Consider the following 20,292-nt stretch of genomic DNA (forward strand, 5'->3'; position numbering starts at 1 on the left):
CATAAATGTTAACTGGGGTTACTTGCCTATACACATGATTTTTTATTCAACTAAAAAATGATTAAAATCCTCCATCTTTCCGACATACATATTGGCAGTGGTTTTTCTCACGGTCGCATCAATCCAGAAACCGGTTTAAACACTCGCCTCGAAGACTTTATTTCTAGTCTAAAACTTTGTATAGATAGAGCAATTTCTGAACCAGTCGATTTAGTTTTATTCGGTGGAGATGCTTTCCCAGATGCTACTCCCGCACCATACATAAAACAAGCTTTTGCTGCTCAATTACGCCGTTTAGTAGATGCTCAAATTCCCACAGTATTATTAGTAGGAAACCATGACCAACATTCCCAAGGTCAAGGGGGGGCAAGTTTAGGTATTTATCGTACTTTAGCTGTGCCGGGAGTTGTAGTAGGCGATCGCTTAGAAAGTCATAAAATTCAAACTCAAAATGGTGCTATTCAAATTATTACTTTGCCTTGGTTAACTGCTTCTAATTTAATGACAAAATCAGAGACTGAAGGTAAATCTATGAAGGAAGTCAATGAGTCATTAATTGAAAAACTACGATTGATATTAGAAGCGGAAATTCGGAAATTAAACCCAGAAATTCCCACTGTACTTTTAGGTCATTTAATGGCAGATAGGGCGAGTTTAGGAGCAGAACGTTTTTTAGCTGTAGGTAAAGGTTTTAATATTCCTGTTTCTCTATTAAACCGCCCTTGTTTTGATTATGTTGCTTTAGGTCACGTTCACAAACATCAAAATTTGAATCAGTCTAATAATCCACCAATTATTTATCCGGGAAGTATTGAACGAGTTGACTTCAGCGAGGAAAAGGAAGAGAAGGGTTTTGTTTTGATTGAACTGGAAAAAGGTGCAGCAAAATGGAAATTTTGTTCTCTACCAGTCCGAACTTTTCAGACGATTAAAGTTAATGTTTCAGAAGCAGAAAAACCACAAACTGAATTATTAAATACTATTAGTAAATATCAGATAGAAAATGCGGTAGTAAGGTTGATTTATCAATTACGTTCCGAACAGTTAGACTCGATTGATAATGGGGTTTTACATCAAGCTTTAAGTGAAGCACATACCTATACTATTCAGCCAGAATTAGTTAGTCAGTTAGCAAGACCCCGTTTACCAGAATTATCAACAGGTAATAGTATCGATCCTTTAGAAGCTTTAAAAACTTATTTAGAAAATCGCGAAGATATTCAAGATATTCAAGAGGAAATGTTAGAAGCTGCTGCTAAGTTACTAGCAGGTAAAGCAGATTTATCAGAAGAAAATTCTGATACTCAGTTAAGTTTATTTAGTAAATAAGGGAATAGGGAATAGGGAATAGGGAATAGTAAGAAGTAATTGATAATTTCTGGATAATAATTGATTCTATTTTTGATTTTTGAAGATGCCTAAGTAATGGGGAACAATAAAAGAAATTAAATTATTCTTGCTTGTTTCTTCCTTCAAAGGTATCTAAACTCTTCTTCCTTCTTCCTTCTTCCTTCTTCCTTCTTCCTTCTCCCTTCCTCTAACCAAATCTATATCCAAAACCTCTAACAGTAATCACATACTCTGGCTTACTAGGATTTAACTCCAATTTCTCCCGTAACCAACGAATATGAACATCAACAGTTTTACTATCCCCAATAAAATCTGGTCCCCAAACTTGTTCTAACAATTGTTCGCGAGACCAAACTCTACGTGGATAACTCATAAATAGTTCAAGTAAGCGAAATTGCTTGGGGGAAAGTTTGACTTCTTGACCTCTGACCGTTACTCGGCATTCCTCGGGATAAACGATTATATCTTTATATTGAAGCATAAGTGCTTGAGATAGTTGACCATTACCTTGGCGACGCATCATAGCTTGGCAACGGGCCATAAACTCCCGCATCCCGAAGGGTTTAGTTACATAATCATCAGCTCCAGCTTCTAAATAAAAAGCACAATTATTAGCACTACCTCTTGCTCCTAAAATCATTATTGGTATTAAATTACCTTGATGTCTTAACATCCGGCATAAATCTAAACCATTAACAGAGTCAAGAATTAACAGATTGAAGGATTTTTCACTTTTAACTGATAAAGAATTCTCAAGAGTGGGAATAACACTACGCCCATCTGGAGCAATAACTACTTCACAACTTTGTTCTTCTAGAGCTAGAGCTAACATATCCCGAAATAGCTCTTCTGTCTCTAATAATAAAATCTTACTATTTGTTCTGACGGCAGACCTGGAAAGACTTTCGCTTAGATCTGGGGAAAACATAAATATCACTTCTGGTAGGTTTAATGGTGAATTATTAGACATCTCCAGAAAAGAGGAAACAGGAAACAGGGAACAAGGAATAGGAATTGATAATTTCTAGATAATAATTGACTTTACCGTTTATTTTTGGAGATGTCTATTAATTAATATTGCCTTGCTGAGAAATTAGGCAATTGCTAATTTTGTAGCTAATTAACTGAATTAATTTCCAACCATCCAACTGCCAAAAGCACTGGGTCTTTCTCCCATTGATACAACGCATTTTGACTATGAGACATTACTAGAGCAACCATAGCACCAGCGGTATCTGTGCTGTGGTCTGGTTTTTTGTCGTTTCTAGGGATAGGTGTTAGTTTAGTCAGCATTTCCCACTTTTATTTTGCATTGTTGTGCTGAATACAAAACTTAGATGCCCTAATAGTAGAGCTAATAGGTTAACGCTTTGTTAACTTTAGGTTATCAAAAGGTTAAATTTGAAAATGTCATACAAATTCAATAGAGCATTACTAAAAACTGTTATGCCAGAAACTTAATAGATTAATCTATGAATTTTAATTTTTGTCTCAACATTGAGGAATTTAAAGTATATTAAATAGTTTAATCCTAATTTAATATAATATTAAATTTTATACTAACAATAAAAATTAAAAGTATAAATCAATCAATCAAAATCTAGATATGTTACTACATTTAAGTACTTGGTCTGAAGTCGAAGCTTATCTAAATCAATCTCAAGGTATTATTTTGCCAATTGGTTCTACTGAACAGCATGGACCTACAGGATTGATTGGCACAGATGCTATTTGTGCAGAAGCCATCTCAAAGGGAGTAGGAAAAACAGTACAAGCATTAGTAGGACCGACAATTAATGTAGGGATGGCCTTACATCATACAGGTTTCCCAGGTACAATCAGTTTGCGGCCTAGTACAATGATTCAGATGATTCGTGACTATATAGTTTGTTTAACTAAAGCAGGATTTACCAAATTTTTCTTTATTAATGGTCACGGAGGTAATATCGCTACTCTGAAAGCTGCCTTCTCAGAAACCTATGCTCACTTAGCTGATTTAAACATTGCCAATGCAGACCAGGTTAAGTGCAAAGTCGGAAATTGGTTTATGTGTAGCTCAGTTTACAAATTAGCCAAAGAGTTGTATAGCGATCAGGAAGGTTCTCATGCCACACCTAGTGAAGTAGCTTTAACTCAGTATGTTTACCCAGAAGCAATTAAACAGGCTCCACTTTCAGAAGATGTAGCTACTGGATATTCAATATATAGTGCTGCTGATTTTCGTAGCCGATATCCCGATGGTCGTATGGGTTCTAACCCTGCATTAGCCACACCCGAACATGGTAAGCAGTTTTATGAGTTAGCAGTCAAGGAACTCAGTAATTCTTACTTGGAGTTTATTAATAGTGATTAGAATTTAGAATTTAGAATTTAGAATTTAGAATTTAGAAGTTAAATTCGCAGCACGGACTAAATTAAAGGGTAGTGGTGCATTGTAATGGTCGTTTATTGTAATTATTTTTGTTACGAGGCATGGCAGTGGGAGCATCTTGCTCCCATACTCCCAGGCAGAATTGCCCACACAAAGCGTTGCTTGTCCCTATCTAACATTACTATGCAGGACTACCAATTAAATAGTTTGAGAATGTCCTAAAAGTAACAGTGACTACTATACAAGCACGGGACGGAGTTTTCCTCCCCCTTACCTTCAAGGGAAGGGGGTTAGGGGGTTAGGTTTTTTGATAACTGATAACTGATATCAAATCCCCTTGGCAATCGAAGTGTCATTAAGAAACCGGGTTTGTGGAAGACAGATATCAGTATAGTAGGACATTTGATACCAACCCAGTTTCTATACTTTATTTATACCGATACTACCAGATTTAATCTGATATAGCACTACGCAAATAGGGCGCGGACATTTATAAATGCTCAAACTCAGTCAGAGAATACTTTTGACTTTTGACTTTTAACTTGCGCGTAGCGCTATATAGCGTTTCTCAAATTAGTGAGGTACAGTTGTTTTTCTTCTTTATCTATTCCTACGGAACGAGAATTACTACTCCCTACTTCCTGTTCCCTACTTCCTACTCCCTACTCCCTATTCCCTGTTTCCTGTTCCCTAAAACCAAAGAATTTTTTACCTCACGAATATGGGAATTGCTATAACTGATTAAAGTACATTTAATTTATATAATTTTTTAGCTACAACCTTTATGTAGATTAACTAAATCTAGAAACTTAGATATTAAAGGTTGCAAAAACCGAAAATTGAGTTAACATAGTATTCAGAAACATCTAAATTATCTCAAGCAAAAACGACACATAAAAACAGTAAACCAGTAGACAAATAGCTAATATATATTACTTTTTTATTACTTTCAGATAACCTATTGTCTGAAATTCTTGTTTTGAAATATTACTTTATTCTTACTGACAATCCTAAGTAATTCCTCTACTGTAAAAGTATAGAGAAGAAACAAATAACTTCTCTCCCGAAGCAGATATTAAGTCAGAGGTCAAGATTGTGAATAACCAATTAAAAATTTCCTTAGCAGGTGTTTTAGCAACCGTTGGTCTCTGGGGTTTTCTACCTCAATCAGAAGCTAAAGCAGGACAATTTGAAACTACTGACAAAGTAGTTTTCACCTGTGTTTCAGTTAATGCAGCAGAAAATCAATATGCAACTGTTCCTCAAATAGTTCGTGAAACACGGGATACAAGTGAACCTGGACTTTTAGGCGGATATCCCCTAGTGAAACGAGAAGTTATTCAAGTTTCCTCTAAACCAATGATTGTATGGACTGCAACTCTTTCTTCCGATCATCCCAAAGGTGCTTATACTCCTGACCGTCGTTGTCAATCAGTTAGCACTCGTCTAACTAACCTTGCTTACGCCCTAGGGATGGAAACTTTCGCAGATATCAGTCAAATTGGTGTTGTAAACCATGAGCAAGTGGTTTATGTTTCTCCAGAAGAAAAGCCTAATTTTGATAATGTGGTCTTCACATTAAAGCCAGGAAATCGTGATAAATCAGAAGAAATTATCACTCAATTTAAAGATTTCGGACAAGGTACTGCTAGTGACGAACCCATCTACGAATAAGTGATTTTAGCAGAAATGTTGAGGGAATAAATAAGGAAATCAATTTTCCCTCTTCACTTCTTTTTATTGACTTATAACTATTAATTATTAGGTTATTAAGTTTAACTATAGCAATTTATATGCTGGTGAGGTACTGTCATTTGTTTGTTGGTTTTAGGGAACAGGGAATAGGAAATAGGGAATAGAATAAAAATCAAAGATAGGTGTACCTCATTAGGAACAGAAACGCTATAGATTTTATTCTATTGTCTTAGTGAACTCTTATCTAACACTATCCATAATTTACACTCAAATTATCTCAGAAACTTATGAATCTTGAGAATAATTAATCAAAATTTGTAGATAATCCACATATCATTTCCTCGGACACTAATAACTTAGTTTGCTCTAAGTTTGTGTCTGTTTTAATCACTTGCTCGATAAATTGATCGGCAAATTATCTCAACTATCAAAATTATTTTTCAACCCAAGGCAAACTGCAAAAATATAGTTAATTGACGGTATAATAAAATAACGCTAAAGCGTTAATTTGTTTGTTAAAGTATTTCAATTAATTGTCAAGAGGAAAGCCATGAAAGTTAGAACTACTCCAACTTTATTTACTGCAACAATCGCAATGTTTTTCACTGTTAGCTTAACCGCTAATCCTGCAAAAGCTCAAGAAAAACCAGCAACTAATAATCTTGGTTCCTCAGAACAATTATTGAGCACCAATGCTAATAGTTTGTCAAGTGGTAAAACTGTTAACTTAACTCAAGAGTCTACAACTAGAGGTAGACGTGGGTTGTCTCAAGGTGAACTGGATGAGGTGACAAACAATATTAACCTACAAATGCAGAAAAATAGAGACCCTAGATGGAAAAGAGAGAAAGTATGGTTTGAGGAAAAGTGGGATTCTTTTTCGACGGACTTTTAGCTAGTCTTAATATGAGTTAATTCCTGATTTTAGAAGCTGGAATTCCCCAACTTAAAGGTTCCATTTTTTTGAATTGCTCTATAGATGGTCGAGAGCCATCTATAAAACTAAATGCTCCAATTCCAGCAATGGGATATTTTGACCGTCCGTTAATACCAATTAACTGACCTTTGCTATTTAAAATCGGTCCACCACTCATGCCACTTTTAATATCATTGGTATAACCTAATTGATATCCTTGGCTGAGGGTGCGACTGGTTAACATTTCTACAGACCCTACAGTTAACTGAAAAGCTCGACTACCCCAAGCACGGGTACTACTCATTTGTGAAGAGTCTGCTTGATGCCAATTGGGAAAACCTGCTGCAAAAACAGTTTCTCCTACTAAGGGTTGATTAGTTTTTACTATTTCTACAACTTCATAGGGGCGATCGCTAGTAAATTTCAATAATGCTACATCCAGATTACCTATTTGAGGGGTAGAAACTAGGGTAGCTTGATGAGTTATCCCATCTCCACTCATAACTGGGTAAAGTTTATTAGAGTTATTCTCAATTACATGATGATTAGTTACAATAGTGTAGGTATTACCTTCCCGTTTGATAATTACTCCAGAACCTGCACTATTATCTGTAAAAATTCTCACAGTAACTTGTTGGGCAATATTGGATACTAATGATGGAAACTGTTGTGAATCTACTGCACTAGGTTTTGTGTAATAAGCTGAATTTTCTACTCTGGTTTGGGAGTAAGCATTAGGTACAAATGTACTTAGACAAAATAGTGAAGCTCCTAAGATTTTACTACTTAAATTCAAGATTGACTTATTCTGTTTCATATTCTTAAGGTTTCTCAAAAAAAAGATATTTAAAAAAAAGACAAAAATTCCCCTTACACCACTCAATCTATTTCAAGAAATTTGAAAGTGTGGTGACTATCTCCACGTTGGTTAGTGGTAGAGATCACTTCTGATTGTTTCAATACATGAATTTTTCTTAGTAGTTCAAATTAACTACTTAAATCAGAATAGGTATATATATTGATTAAGTTCAGGCCAGTCACAAATAATTTAGTTATTTAGCCATTGCTAAAATCTGAATTTTTCAGCAGAAATGACTGTGAGGAACTGAATTGGTATTTTACAATATAACGGTCACAAAAACACATTCTCAGAATAAAAATTTGTCAAATTTTTTTGTAGAGTTTCTCATCTGACCTTGTGTCATAATAATGATGAGTTAAAATACTTAACAGTTATCAGTTATTAGCAATGGAAAATGGGCGACTCCCTAGCCATGCTAACTATTAATTAACACAATCATGACTTACGGTAAGGTACTATATATAGAGTGCAAAAACTATAACGTTATAGTTTTTAACGCTATATATGTGGTCTGTGCGTAAGTCCTAATAATAAGAGTGGGGGTCTTATAGAACTAATTTGAAATCTATTGACCGATCGGTGATGAGTAAGATCTGAATTAATAAAAATATTAATAACAATTATCAGAAAAAATTCTCAGATATAATTAAGCTGAAGCGATCGTTTAACTATATGCAACAATCAATCTCAAAGTTTGTTGGAGACCCGCGCTGTCTCGTAGACCAGCGTCGGGAGGATGTCAAATTTGCTCTTTAATATGGATGCTAGTGGTGGGGATAAAGCTAGAGTATTCGATAGGGGAGTCCATAGCACTATCACTATCGCTCATTTATTTCTGCTGTCTTAATAGCTAACTTTACTATCTGAAAAAAGTACAGTAAATTCAAAATTCTATAGTCAATATAACTGTTTGAGTTATCCAATAAAATGTTACATAGATTGACAAGTAAACTAGAAATGTGTATCTAAGAGCTTAGATGAAAATCTAATTCAATATTAACCATGCAATTATCAAATCTGCTGTCCCGTAGTCCATTAATTATTTTGGGTGCGATCGCTGGAGTTATAGTCTCCCATCAAAATGCGATCGCCACGAACAAAATCGTAATAGATATAGCTGGCCCAATAAAAGCATCGATCAAAGTTAAGGATCTACGACAATTTGCAGAAACGGGTAAAACGACCAAAACAATTTCTCAAGCTCTAGGCATATCAAAAGTCAACCCTAATACAGTTCGTGGATTAATGACATTAGAAGTAGGAGCTAATGTTGCTAACCTAGCCAAAGTGCTGTATAGTAACCTAGGTCAAAATGTAACTAAAGGCGTCGCCGAAGTAGTTCAGACGAGACACAATTATGAAAGTGACAAAGCCCTACGTTCTGCCATTATCTTAGCAGCAGCAGATGACAATCGAATATCAGTACTAGAAGTTCTCGAAAAATATCCTACCGCAGAAATGCACATAGACGTAGGTAAAATTAATGAAATTGTAGGAAAAGTTAAAGAGACTATCGGTAATTTAGGAGAACTACTCAATTAAATCTACGATTCTGAAGGCGGAGTTATCTTATTAGTATATTCATCAGTATAATGTTGCTGGCCAGTTACCGAATCAACTGCCACAGCCTCTATATATTGACTATCTATAAGAAATGCTCCCTTCTCAAAACGAACAGCCCAATAATTTCCTCCTTTGCCACTTAAAATAGTGCCTACTTCACCCAAACGCACTACATTAGGGGGACGTAATATGGGCATCGATTCAGCAGTTTTGATGTATGGTGGTTGAACTACTAATCTGACTTTTTGGCCAACAGAAAATTCATTTTCCATTTATTATACTCCCATAATATTTGCTTTTTTATTTCTTATCATAAAGTTGGTCATCCCCCCTCTTGGTCATTTCAGTTATCAGTTATAGCAATTGAAACAAAGGGCGCGGACATTTATAAATGCTCAAACTTAGTTAGGGATTACTTTTGACTTTTGAATGCATGACTTGCGCCTAGAGCTATATTAGTACCTTTGGCCTCAGCCAAAGCCTTAAGACCTGATTTTTTGTTCAAGGGAATTCAAGAGTTTAATATAATTAATTTTAGTCAAGTTACAAAAAGCTGCCATAAGTCTAGGGAAGGTACTACAATAGATATGGCGAGTATGAAATTTTAGGGGGTAATGATCGTGGCTACAGGTCGTCGCGTTTCCCGGGTTGCTTCATTAATCAAGCAGGAAATCAGCCAGATGTTGCTCCATGGTATCAAAGATAACCGCGTAGGTATTGGTATGGTCAGTGTGACAGATGTAAATGTTTCTGGAGACTTACAACACGCTAAAATATTTGTAAGTATCTATGGGTCTGACCAAGTAAGGTCTGAAACCATGGCAGGTCTAAGGTCTGCCACTGGCTATGTCCGCAGTGAATTAGGCCATAGAATACGTCTACGTCGAACTCCAGAAGTTATCTTTATTGAAGACCGCTCCCTAGAGCGTGGGACTGAAATTATATCACTGTTAAACCAACTTTCCCAGGAACGGCAAGAACAGGAAACAGAAGGTATTGCAGATCCAGAGTCTCAGGCAGAAACAATAGAGTAAGCTGTTCCTAAATTCCCCATTACTAAATTATGAATTTAGCAGAAAAAGTAGCTCAGATGGTAGTAGTCAGAGCATCTGGGCATTTATTTGACAATCAAATTCTTTATCCAGACTGGGAACCCCCTAACAGCAAGCTTCAATATTGGGTACAAGAGTTGGGTGTTGGAGGGGTGATTTTTGTGGGTGGGAGTGCTGTAGACTTGGCAACTCGCATCCAACAACTTCAGTCTTGGGCAAAAATTCCCTTGCTTTTGGCTGCTGATATTGAGGAAGGAGTTGGTCAAAGGTTTGCTGGGGCAACTTGGTTTCCTCCACCAATGGCGATCGCTGCTATTGCTCAAACTAATTTGAAAAAAGCCCAAGGGTATGCTGAGACTATGGGCGCTATTACAGCTCAAGAAGCTGTGGCTATTGGTTTAAATTGGATTTTGGCCCCAGTGGTAGATGTGAATAATAATCCTGATAACCCAGTGATTAATATTCGGGCTTTTGGAGAAACGACGGAATTAGTTTGTCAATTGGCAAGGGCTTTTATTAGGGGTGCTCAACAATATGCAGTTTTGACCACTGCTAAACATTTTCCGGGTCATGGGGATACGGCAGTTGATTCTCATTTTGATTTACCAGTTATACCCCATTCGGATAGAAGACTGGCAGAAGTTGAGTTACCTCCTTTTTTTGAGGCGATCGCTGCTGGGGTAGATTCTGTGATGAGTGCCCATTTGTTAATTCCGGTCTGGGATGGAGAACTACCGGCAACTTTATCCCACAAAATTATCACAGGTCGGTTACGCCAAAAGTTGGGTTTTGACGGATTAGTTGTAACTGATGCTTTGGTAATGGGGGCGATCGCTAATCGTTATGGTTTGGCGGAGGCGTCTGTTTTGGCTGTGGAAGCTGGTGCGGATATTTTACTTATGCCTCTAGATGCAGAGGTGACAATTAATTCTGTTTGTGATGCGGTGAGTCAAGGCCGTATTTCTGAATCACGAATTGATGAGTCTTTACAGAGAATTTGGCAGGCTAAAACAAAAGTTTATCCTACTTGGGAACCCGGAAATGAAAAAATACCAGATTATTTCTCACCTCCTACATACAATTTAGTTGAAAAGTTAGCTCAATCACAGGCACAAGAAACTGTAGCTCAAATTTTGCAAGACTCTATTCAAGTAGGAGGAGGTTATCTTACTCCAAAAAATAGAGATGATAATCATTTACGAAATTTAGTGCTTGTACAGGATATACTTAACACCCCTTTCTTGGGTAATCATACTCCAGCGATCGCTATTCCCAAAAAATATGGTTATCAACTACAGCTAATTGATAATTATTCAGAAGCTCTCCAAACCTTTACCTCTCATCGCTTGACTTTGCTGCAACTATTTATTCGCGGTAATCCTTTTGGTCAATCAGCTAGTTTAACACAAGCAGGAGAGGATTTAGTTAAGAAATTATTAAGAAGTGGCGAATTGCAAGGTCTAATCATATACGGTAGTCAGTATACGTTGAAACAGTTTTCATCAGAACTGTTATCAGAGATACCTTATATCTTTTGTTATGGACAAATGCCAAAAGCCCAAGCTATTGCTCTGGAGCTTTTATTTAAAGATTTACAAGTATCTCTCTAAAATCTAAAAAATATCACACAATATCTCTCAATCTTTGACAAAACAAGATAAAAGTGATATATCGAAGACTATTTTTTTAGGCAAAAAGACAAGAGAAATCCTAAATTAGCTAGCTGATGGGTACAAGTTAAAAGTATATATATGCAATTTGGACTAATACTAGAACTAATATGTTGGTTTGATGACTTTTAGAATACTTATCAAAATAAGATAACAAATTGTAACTATATATACTGAAAAAATTAACATTCATAATTAGCAATTTTGCCTTATATTATTAATAGCGCCGTAGCGCCGACAATTACTCAAGCTAGGCCAAGAGGGTGACCATGACTTACACCACAGTTCAATATTCTTTAGACATTATCAGGGACGAAGCAGCAGAACTTGTATACAAAGGAGTTCTCAGTCGTCAGCAGCCTATTTATACTCTTTGCCAATATATTCCCGCCAGGGAATGGGCCTGTGTAGAGGGTGAGTTAGAAGAGTGTGACTTTCTACTCAGGGATAGAATTGGTGACCTGATAGGTAACGAAAAATGGGACAACGACTAAATAAAAGCCTAACTCAGCTAAATTAAAAATTTTTAGCTGAGTTAGGATCTAAAATTTATCCTACTTATCTAGGACTTATTAATAACTTAATATTGGTATAAGACACATCTAGAAAAGAATCCTGTGATGTGTCAAATATTCAAATATTTTTTTCTGTGTGGAAAAAATATCTTAAAAGAAACTTAATTCTGAGATTCTGACTCCTGAGATTGTTGTAAATCAGTCCGTAGATTGGCTATTTCTTTAGTTAATTCTAACAAGTCTCTTTGTATATCTGATTGTACAAAACCTGAAGCAGGAGCAGAAGAAACAGTCGTGCTATCAGTATTTACTTGACTATTTTGTTGATTCAAAATTGTATCAACAAAATTTCGGGCTTCCTGCTCAGTCATCTCTCCTCTTTCAGCCCATTCTTCAGTTAGTTGATTAAAATCAGAATTTAATTTATTCAAATTTTCATCTCGCTTACCAGAGTCTTGCAAAGTCTCCATGAAAAAGGATGTGGCACCCAAGGTAACACGAAATCCTTTTTGTATTATTTGGGTCAGATGATCGGGATTCATAAGTGTAAGTTAATTCAATATCAAATGGTAATTTCTCTCTTATTACAGATGAGAAATAGACTGTATTGGTAATATAACGCGGATAGAAGCAAGTGAAAAGTTGTTTGAGAATATTTTTAGCTAGTCAAGTATATTTTCTAGCTAAAGTCTAGATTTTTTTAATCTGAATAACTGGCAACTTAAAAGCTGATTTATTTTTGAAGCGTAAGCATTCAGCTATTAGCGGTCAGCTCTCAGCTTTTTTATGAATGAAGCAAGTATCCATTTAAGTTCTACTGAATTTTAACTTCTTGGAAATCTCTCAATTGCTTTTTCCTCCCTTAAAGCTTAAAGGTAATAAAGCTGAATCCTGAATGCTTACTTTGAGGCAGACACAATTTGTAATTATTATCTACTTAATTACGATATTTTAATAATAATTTCTTCTACACCCAAATTTATCAATTTATTTTCAAGTTGGGAAACAACATTTTTTAAATTGATATATATCAATAAATATTCATTTTTTGTCAATCTATATATTAATGAAGCTTTCAGAGCAAATGATAATAAATCTTTATGGTATATCATCAAATTCAAACAGCTTTTGCAGAATTAATTTACCACTAAAATCAGGCAAATAATTTTGAGAAGATTTTTGAAAATATATTTTCTAGCTAAATCTAAATTATTTTAATTTGAATAACTGGAAACTTGAAAGGTAATTGATTTTTTAAGTGTAAGCATTCATTTAAGTTCTACTGCATTTTAACTTCTGGGAAATATCTCAATTGCTTTTTCCTTCCTTAAAGCTTAAAGGTAATAAAGCTGAACCCTGAATGCTTACTTTGAGGCAGACCCAATTTGTGATTATTATCTACTTGATTACGATGTTTTAATAATAATCTCTTCTACACCCAAATTTATTAACTTTTTTTCAACTTGGGAAACAACATTTTTTAAATTGATATATATCAATAAATATTCATTTTCTGTCAATCTATATATTAACGAAGATTTACAAGCAAATGATAATAGATCTTTTGGTATGTCATCAAATTCAAAGAACTTTTGCAGAATTAATTTCTCACCAAAACCAGGTAAATAATTTTGTAATTTCACCCATGAATTATGACCCATGTACTTGCTATTAAAAGTAGGTACAAAACTGTATATTCCTGGAAGTTGATTGACTGATTTTCTCACATCAGTATGTTTCAACATATAATTGTTTTCTGGTTTAGTTAAATCTGAGACCACAGCTTCAGCATTTCCTAAATAATTTTCTGGTATACCAACATTTCTATATCTTAGGTTACAAGGAAAAATAAATCGTTTAATGGGAATAACTGATAAAAATTCAAATAAAGCGTCGTTTGTGCTATAGGCAATTTCTTCGTTTGACAGATTTTTATTTTTCCACTTAATTAAATCTAACTTTTCTTTAGTTAAGATACATTCAAGAGAACTCCAATTATTCTTATTTTGAAAAAAACCGTTCAAGACAAAAACAATAAAAGATGTTGAACTTAAAAGTTTATCTTTCCATGATAATTTTTTAAAACTTGCAGCCATAAAATCATCTATTTTATGAAAATCTATTGTAAATAATGGTTCAGATTTAGCAACATATTCTGGGTCTTCGTATGCTTGGGAAAGATATTCTAATAATAGAAAATATGTGCCACCATCTACTATGAAATGATTAACAAACAGAGTGACACCATAATAATTTTGATTATGATTCAAAATCACATATACTAATGGAAGATCTTTATTAATAGCATCTGAAGAATTTTTGGGAATATTGAATTCATTTTTTACATAAGTTTTTGCATCTAATAAATTATCAAGATTTATTTCCTGTTCATCTAGATCAATTTCAATAAAACCAACACCAGATTTTTGTGGGTTACAGACAACTTTTAATGGAGAAAACAGTTTCTTTACCAATCTTCCTCCGAAAATTGGCACACTATCTACTATTTGTTGAATTGCTATTTTTAATCTATGAGAATCTATTTGATGTTGATACCAACTTATTACACCATAATAAGGCCAAACTCCCATTTGACTATCAAATTTTGAAAGTTGATACTCTTGATGCACATTGCTATTTGTGATTAATTCCATTTTTTGCCTCCCTAGGTTAACGTGATAATTAATCTTAGATAATATGCCATTGATTCTTCAATAGGTATCGTGATTTCCTATGGAAAAAAGAAAGAGGAAACAAATAACAAAAATTATTTTCAATTCGGAGTTTTATTCAAGCAAAAATGACTACTTGTACACCACTAACTATACCCATGGCTATTTCATTCTAAAATGTTTTAATAATAATCTCTTCTGCACCCAAATTTATTAACTTCTTTGTGAATGTAGTAATGATTAATCTTAGATAATATGCCATTGATTCTTGAATAGATATAGTGATTTACTATGAAGGTAGGAAAGCTGAAGAAGCGACAATAAGAATTGAACAGTAGTCCTTGTAAAAGATTGAGCCAGGTACGCTTAAAAAAGATGATCCTCCCTATTGTTAATAAGGCTCATTTAATAAAAATGAATAAACTCCATCAAGTGTACTATAAATATTTAGAAAGTCAATTAAAATTCAATCTATGGGTAATGTTGAAAATTTTAATTGCCATAATTCAAAACCATAGATTAATATTTTAGGAAACTCTGGTGAATCCAATACAAAATTTGAGAGTTGTCGTCGAGCTATGAACATTTTCTATGTTTACCTGAAATAAAATTTGAAACAAAGTTGTTTGAGAATATTTTTGAAAGCATATCTTCTAGCTAAATCTAAATTATTTTAATTTGAATAACTGGCAAGTTGAAATCTAATTTATTTTTGAGGCAGACCCAATTTATGATTATTATATACTTGATTATGATGTTTTAACAATAATCTCTTATACTGATTTACAAGTAGAGTTATGCCACAATAATCTTGATTATGATTCAAAATCACATACAGTAATGGACTATCTTTATTAATAGCATCTGAAGAATTTTTGGGAATCTTGAAATAATTTTTCACATAAGTTTTTGCATCTAATAAATTATCAATATTTATCTCCTGTTCATCTAGATCAATTTCAATAAAACCAACACCAGATTTTTGTGGGTTACATACAACTTTTAAGGTCGAAAACAGTTTCTTTACCAATCTTCCTGCCAAAATTGGTACACTATCTACTATTTGTTGAATTGCTATTTTTAATCTATGAGAATCTATTCGATGTTGATAGCAACTTATGACACCATAATAAGGCCAAACTCCCATTTGACTATCAAATTTTGAAAGTTGATATTCTTGATGCAAATTGCTATTTGTGATTAATTATATTGGTTTCATCTGAGTTTTTTATTAGTTGGTTTTCCATAGTTTACAGATAAAATTATGGTAATTAATGTAATCGGATATTGAATATTGAATTTATTGATATTGAAAAATATTTTTATAGATCCTTTCTACCTTAAATAAAGGAAATAAAGGAAAAAATTATGATTTGAGGAAAGTAGGAAGATGCTTTTAGGTTGCCTGTCTCAACGGTGGTCGATATATTTAACAAGAGCTATAATTATTAATTTTTTTACAAATTCATCCCATGGCTTAAAGCCTTAATATTTTTTTGACAAATACTCTCTTATATTATCTTCCTCAAAATTAAGTTTTTTTAGGAATTAGGAGTAAGGAAGCACAGAGGTGCGGAATAGGAAAATGTAGGGTTTGGTATTGAGACTTTCCTGTTATAGGAATCATATCAAATCTGGTAGCATTGGTTTAATTAGATAAAGAGTGTAGTCCGTGTAGTCAGTGTGGGTAGATGGGGAGATAAGCGAGCATATTTTGCGATAGCTGAAGATGACACATTTTTTTATACTTAGGACTTACGCAGAGACCATGTATGTAGTGTTAAAAACTATAACGCTACAGTTTTTGCACTCTATATATAGTACCCCTGCGTAAGTCCTGATACTGAATTAAGCGGATTTGATATCAGGAATGATTTTGATAGATATTTAAGAACAATTAAGAGCAATCAAAATCCTTTTATATTCGGAGGACTGACTCCTGATTTCTGACTCCTAATTACCACTAAAATCTTACAATTCAAATATAATTGCTATAGAATTTGATTTAACAGAAGAATCTCACACAATTTGCTTCATCCTCATCTACTTGAAAATTTTAGAGACTTTGCTTTTGAATAATTCTTTTTTTGTTCAGGATAAATAAACCAGCCAAAAGAAAAAAGTCTCATAGTAATGTGGTAATTCCCAATAGACCTCTCCGGAAAAGAGGGAGTAGGGAGTAGTAGGGGGAAATAATTGATGATTTATGTGCATGGGATTGATTTGATTTTTGATTATCACCAGATGTCTAATAGTTCATCAGCAAAGGGAGGATGTAAAATTCAACCTTGTACAACAACTAAGAAAAATATCTGGTATAGCCCTACGCGCTAGGGAATAGGGAATAGGGAATAGTATAGTTTCAAAGGGTTTGAGGATTTATAAATGTCAAATACCTTAATGCGTAACGCTATATTCGTAAACAAGTAAAAATAAATTAGTTTAGCTCCTAGCAATTAAAGAGATATACTAACTAATATCCTTTCATTTTAAGACCACCAAAATTTTAGCCTACTTGCTCTAAATATTGATTAATATCATCATAAACTCTAGTAAGTTCAGCTTCAGTAGTTATCCGAATCCGCTCATCTCGTAAAGTAATCAAAACTTTAGCCGCAAAAGGACTAGGCCAAATGTTAGGATTGCAGAATATTTCCAAAAAGACATCTCCTGTATACTGATATTCTGTAGATTTTTGTGGAGTTGGTTTGCCAGAACTACCAGCAGCATTTTTAGCTGCAACAGATTTTAATTGCTGCATTAACTGAGCTATAACACCTTGTAAATTTCTTGCAGCTTCAGCAGTAAAATCAAAAGATATAGAGCCTTCTACCAAATTCAAGGTTAGTTTAGAAGTAGACATAAGAAATCAAATACAAATAAATATATAAAAAGTCCTAGCAATATAGAACTATATCACACAACCTCAAGCTCAAGTTACTATTGCACGATGGCAGAAATAATTAACCAGTTACAACATCCTCAAAGTCCTACCAATCAATACCTTTAAATTTTCAATTTTGACTTCCGGGTTGTGGCACTATTGGAAATAGAAAATTAGGCAATTGTCATTTTTGAATAATTTAGCCTGAAAATGATAATATGGAAATTAAATTAATTTGGGTATTTCTTGACTTACCACAAAAAATTTTGCCCAAGAAATCAGGTTGCTAGCCTCCCTTTTAAAGCTATGCTTTACCCATAAGTCTTGAAACCCTTTTATGATAGGGAGATGGGGGATGGGGGGAGAAAGAGAGCCAAATTACGGAAAAGCCTCTAATTAAATCTAATTAAATAGGTTTTAAATACGTTGAGTCTCCCGAAATATCCATTTAATGGCAAATACATAACTTCTCTACTTTTGTCAAGTTTGATGTTAAGAAAGATGTGGGTAATGGATAGCTTTTAAAGGGGATAACCAAGAAAATTATGTATTTCAAGCCTCTTAATTCAGTAGGAGCTACTGTTAACGGACTACCTTCCGAGGAGACTAACTGATAACTGAAATGACCCTCAGTCGATTTACCCATAAATTAAGTATTTAATCAAAGTTAATTTCACTGCCCATCTTAGCAAAAGTTAGATCGGCAGGATTCATTCGTTCATATATCTCAAACGGTTGATGAATCCAAGGATTATCAGTCAAATAATCAACATAGTAATTAGGCTCAAATATTGAGCAAGATTTATACCATAAAACAGCCGTTTTTAATTCTTGAATTTCTTGAGTATAATTATCCTGTAGCCAAACAATAGATTTTTGAATACTAATTCCCGAATCCACCAGGTCATCAACTAACAAAACATGACTACCTAAAGTATCTGTAGTCATAGTCAAATTTTTCCCGATCTTAATATTACCTTGCTCCTGACCTTTAATACCACCATAGGAAGAAGTAGCGAGAATTGCCAAAGGTTTCCTAAAAATGCGAGAGAGAATATCTCCTACTCTGACTCCCCCCCTAGCTAAACAGACAATTTGATTAAACTCCCATTGAGATTGATAAATCTTTGCTGCTAGATATTCAATTGTTTGATGATACTCTGGCCAAGAGATGTAAATATCACTCATTTGTGAATATGAAAATAATGCTGACAACTTAAAAATAAGTTAATTTTACCTAAAATCACCATTTTTATCTCAAACCATAATTATCATATTCTCTGAAGCAATTTTTTCTTTTTCAATCATTTTAAAATCAAATAAATATCATAGAAGTCTGATCAACAAAGACCTCTATTACTTAAAAATTCGATCGAAAATTTTCACTCAGATAATTCCCATTTTCTATAAGTTGATAGATATAAAAATGCTGAACTTTTGGGGTTATTGAAAGGTAATCAGACCTGCAAATTATGATAAAATGGGTGTTCTTATATTACACTTTTTTTATTAGTCAACCAGAATAGCAAAGTTTTTAATCAGCCATCTTGAGCCATCCACGACGAATTGCATGAAGTAATCGATTAATTGCTGTTGTATCTTCTTCACTCAGATTATGGTATAAAAATAAATTTCTGAGTTGTTTTCTTTGCTCTTGAGTCAAGATACCAGATCGATATACTTGAAATACTAATTCTGTGATTATTACTTCCGGTAGAAAAGCTTGATGTAGATAATCCATAACAGTTAATTGTTATAACTCACTATATTTATTATTCCCTATCTAACAATCAATAACTGTGATGACCAGCTTGAGTCCAGATGATATTTCTCCTGTCAATTAGTGATTTCTGTCACATTAGTCAAAATAAAATTATTTGCTCAAAATATTAATAATTAGAAACTTTTAAGCATAAAAATTAAGCCCGATGATTGTTTCAAAATATACACTTGTGAACCACAAGTAACTCATGCAGAAATTACAGCACTTCCCGCTGCCCGTGATGTACACATTTAGCGGGCAAAATGCCTGCACCACAAAAGTTTTACTATTCACGCCTTGTACATTATTTGTCCGAAATATGCTGTAAATATTATCAAATTCGATAATTATGATGTTAATTATTTTAATTAGAGGCGTTGGTAAATCAAACTATGGATTAAGATATTTGGGCGAACCATAATCAAGAGATGAATTATCAATACCCCTTTCACTATTTGCTCCTGTTCCTACCTATGAATGAACTCATCCGTACAGACGTTGCATGCAACGCCCCTACCCCGGACATATTACCGAAGAATTAATAATTAATAATTAATAATTAAATAATTCTGGTTTAAAGCCTCCCCTTTTCAGAGGAAAACAAAGACAATATTCCTTATATTCAATTCCCGTGCGATTTTAACCAGAGGTAATTATCAATTATCAATTATCCATTATCCATTAATGAACTATTCCCTCTCTTGCTGGCCATTCCATTCCGTCTGCCTTACCCCGCAGGTCGCATCGCTATTCCCTATTCCCTACCCCAAATAGCACAGAAAATCATAGCTAAATTCACCAACACCTAATTAGAAATTGTAAAGTATAGGGAAATCTAAAATCTGTATTCAAGCTTTAATATTTAGTTAACAAACAGTCTCTTAATCAGCTCCGCTGCTTAACTAGCAAGATTCATTTTTATGCCAAAATATAATCTCTACTTGACATTATTTTTTAGTCTATATAGCCATCACCATTAT

18 protein-coding genes are annotated in these 20,292 nt (G+C 34.0%); 8 read left to right on the plus strand and 10 right to left on the minus strand.

Annotated features, from left to right (window positions below):
- Positions 1-57: 57 nt before the first annotated feature.
- Positions 58-1,329, plus strand: coding sequence for an exonuclease subunit SbcD (sbcD, locus tag ACP6PM_RS28495; RefSeq protein ID WP_426590263.1), 1,272 nt, complete (start codon positions 58-60; stop codon positions 1,327-1,329).
- A 208-nt stretch (positions 1,330-1,537) separates the two neighbouring features.
- Here the strand turns inward: sbcD and ACP6PM_RS28500 are convergent, their stop codons facing one another.
- Together ACP6PM_RS28500 and ACP6PM_RS28505 are read right to left on the minus strand one after the other, a co-directional pair.
- On the minus strand, positions 1,538-2,278 hold the full coding sequence (locus ACP6PM_RS28500; RefSeq protein WP_426590304.1) for a winged helix-turn-helix domain-containing protein: 741 nt from the start codon (positions 2,276-2,278) through the stop codon (positions 1,538-1,540).
- 188 nt (positions 2,279-2,466) lie between these two features.
- On the minus strand, positions 2,467-2,643 hold the full coding sequence (locus ACP6PM_RS28505; protein ID WP_426590264.1) for a hypothetical protein: 177 nt from the start codon (positions 2,641-2,643) through the stop codon (positions 2,467-2,469).
- A gap of 313 nt (positions 2,644-2,956) precedes the next feature.
- On the opposite strand from ACP6PM_RS28505, the gene ACP6PM_RS28510 reads away from it, so the two are divergent.
- From ACP6PM_RS28510 to ACP6PM_RS28520, 3 genes are all read left to right on the plus strand, one after another.
- Entirely contained in the window at positions 2,957-3,703 is a 747-nt protein-coding gene (locus tag ACP6PM_RS28510) for a creatininase family protein (RefSeq protein WP_426590265.1), read from the plus strand.
- Between the two features lie 1,113 nt (positions 3,704-4,816).
- On the plus strand, positions 4,817-5,395 hold the full coding sequence (locus ACP6PM_RS28515) for a COP23 domain-containing protein (RefSeq protein WP_426590266.1): 579 nt from the start codon (positions 4,817-4,819) through the stop codon (positions 5,393-5,395).
- Positions 5,396-5,966: 571 nt separating this feature from the next.
- On the plus strand, positions 5,967-6,311 hold the full coding sequence (locus tag ACP6PM_RS28520; RefSeq protein WP_293096435.1) for a hypothetical protein: 345 nt from the start codon (positions 5,967-5,969) through the stop codon (positions 6,309-6,311).
- Between the two features lie 16 nt (positions 6,312-6,327).
- Here the strand turns inward: ACP6PM_RS28520 and ACP6PM_RS28525 are convergent, their stop codons facing one another.
- Positions 6,328-7,149, minus strand: a complete 822-nt coding sequence (locus ACP6PM_RS28525; protein ID WP_426590267.1) for a S1 family peptidase — start codon at positions 7,147-7,149, stop codon at positions 6,328-6,330.
- A gap of 1,047 nt (positions 7,150-8,196) precedes the next feature.
- Here ACP6PM_RS28525 and ACP6PM_RS28530 point away from each other — a divergent pair.
- A complete protein-coding gene (locus ACP6PM_RS28530; RefSeq protein ID WP_426590268.1) occupies positions 8,197-8,736 on the plus strand; it encodes an alpha/beta hydrolase in 540 nt (179 codons plus the stop codon).
- A gap of 2 nt (positions 8,737-8,738) precedes the next feature.
- Here the strand turns inward: ACP6PM_RS28530 and sipA are convergent, their stop codons facing one another.
- A complete protein-coding gene (gene sipA / locus ACP6PM_RS28535; protein ID WP_426590269.1) occupies positions 8,739-9,029 on the minus strand; it encodes a regulatory protein SipA in 291 nt (96 codons plus the stop codon).
- Between the two features lie 348 nt (positions 9,030-9,377).
- On the opposite strand from sipA, the gene rbfA reads away from it, so the two are divergent.
- The 3 genes from rbfA to ACP6PM_RS28550 all read left to right on the plus strand — a co-directional run bounded on the left by rbfA (position 9,378) and on the right by ACP6PM_RS28550 (position 11,973).
- Positions 9,378-9,791: a 30S ribosome-binding factor RbfA gene (rbfA, locus tag ACP6PM_RS28540; protein ID WP_426590305.1), complete on the plus strand. Its 414-nt coding sequence runs from the start codon at positions 9,378-9,380 to the stop codon at positions 9,789-9,791.
- Between the two features lie 29 nt (positions 9,792-9,820).
- Positions 9,821-11,419 (plus strand): glycoside hydrolase family 3 N-terminal domain-containing protein, encoded by a 1,599-nt coding sequence (locus ACP6PM_RS28545; RefSeq protein ID WP_426590270.1) that lies wholly within the window; start codon positions 9,821-9,823, stop codon positions 11,417-11,419.
- A gap of 329 nt (positions 11,420-11,748) precedes the next feature.
- Positions 11,749-11,973, plus strand: a complete 225-nt coding sequence (locus tag ACP6PM_RS28550; RefSeq protein WP_293109503.1) for a DUF4327 family protein — start codon at positions 11,749-11,751, stop codon at positions 11,971-11,973.
- A 182-nt stretch (positions 11,974-12,155) separates the two neighbouring features.
- Here the strand turns inward: ACP6PM_RS28550 and ACP6PM_RS28555 are convergent, their stop codons facing one another.
- The 6 genes from ACP6PM_RS28555 to ACP6PM_RS28580 all read right to left on the minus strand — a co-directional run bounded on the left by ACP6PM_RS28555 (position 12,156) and on the right by ACP6PM_RS28580 (position 19,291).
- Complete coding sequence (locus tag ACP6PM_RS28555) at positions 12,156-12,536, minus strand: hypothetical protein (protein ID WP_426590271.1); 381 nt, start codon at positions 12,534-12,536, stop codon at positions 12,156-12,158.
- Positions 12,537-13,400: 864 nt separating this feature from the next.
- Positions 13,401-14,648 (minus strand): hypothetical protein, encoded by a 1,248-nt coding sequence (locus ACP6PM_RS28560; protein ID WP_426590272.1) that lies wholly within the window; start codon positions 14,646-14,648, stop codon positions 13,401-13,403.
- A gap of 724 nt (positions 14,649-15,372) precedes the next feature.
- Positions 15,373-15,813 (minus strand): hypothetical protein, encoded by a 441-nt coding sequence (locus ACP6PM_RS28565; RefSeq protein WP_426590273.1) that lies wholly within the window; start codon positions 15,811-15,813, stop codon positions 15,373-15,375.
- A gap of 1,359 nt (positions 15,814-17,172) precedes the next feature.
- A complete protein-coding gene (locus ACP6PM_RS28570) occupies positions 17,173-17,529 on the minus strand; it encodes a hypothetical protein (protein ID WP_426590274.1) in 357 nt (118 codons plus the stop codon).
- A 678-nt stretch (positions 17,530-18,207) separates the two neighbouring features.
- Complete coding sequence (locus ACP6PM_RS28575; protein ID WP_426590275.1) at positions 18,208-18,738, minus strand: phosphoribosyltransferase; 531 nt, start codon at positions 18,736-18,738, stop codon at positions 18,208-18,210.
- A 346-nt stretch (positions 18,739-19,084) separates the two neighbouring features.
- On the minus strand, positions 19,085-19,291 hold the full coding sequence (locus ACP6PM_RS28580; protein ID WP_426590276.1) for a hypothetical protein: 207 nt from the start codon (positions 19,289-19,291) through the stop codon (positions 19,085-19,087).
- Positions 19,292-20,292: the final 1,001 nt, after the last annotated feature.

The organism is Dapis brunnea BLCC-M229, assembly GCF_050015995.1.
Lineage (GTDB): Bacteria > Cyanobacteriota > Cyanobacteriia > Cyanobacteriales > Microcoleaceae > Trichodesmium.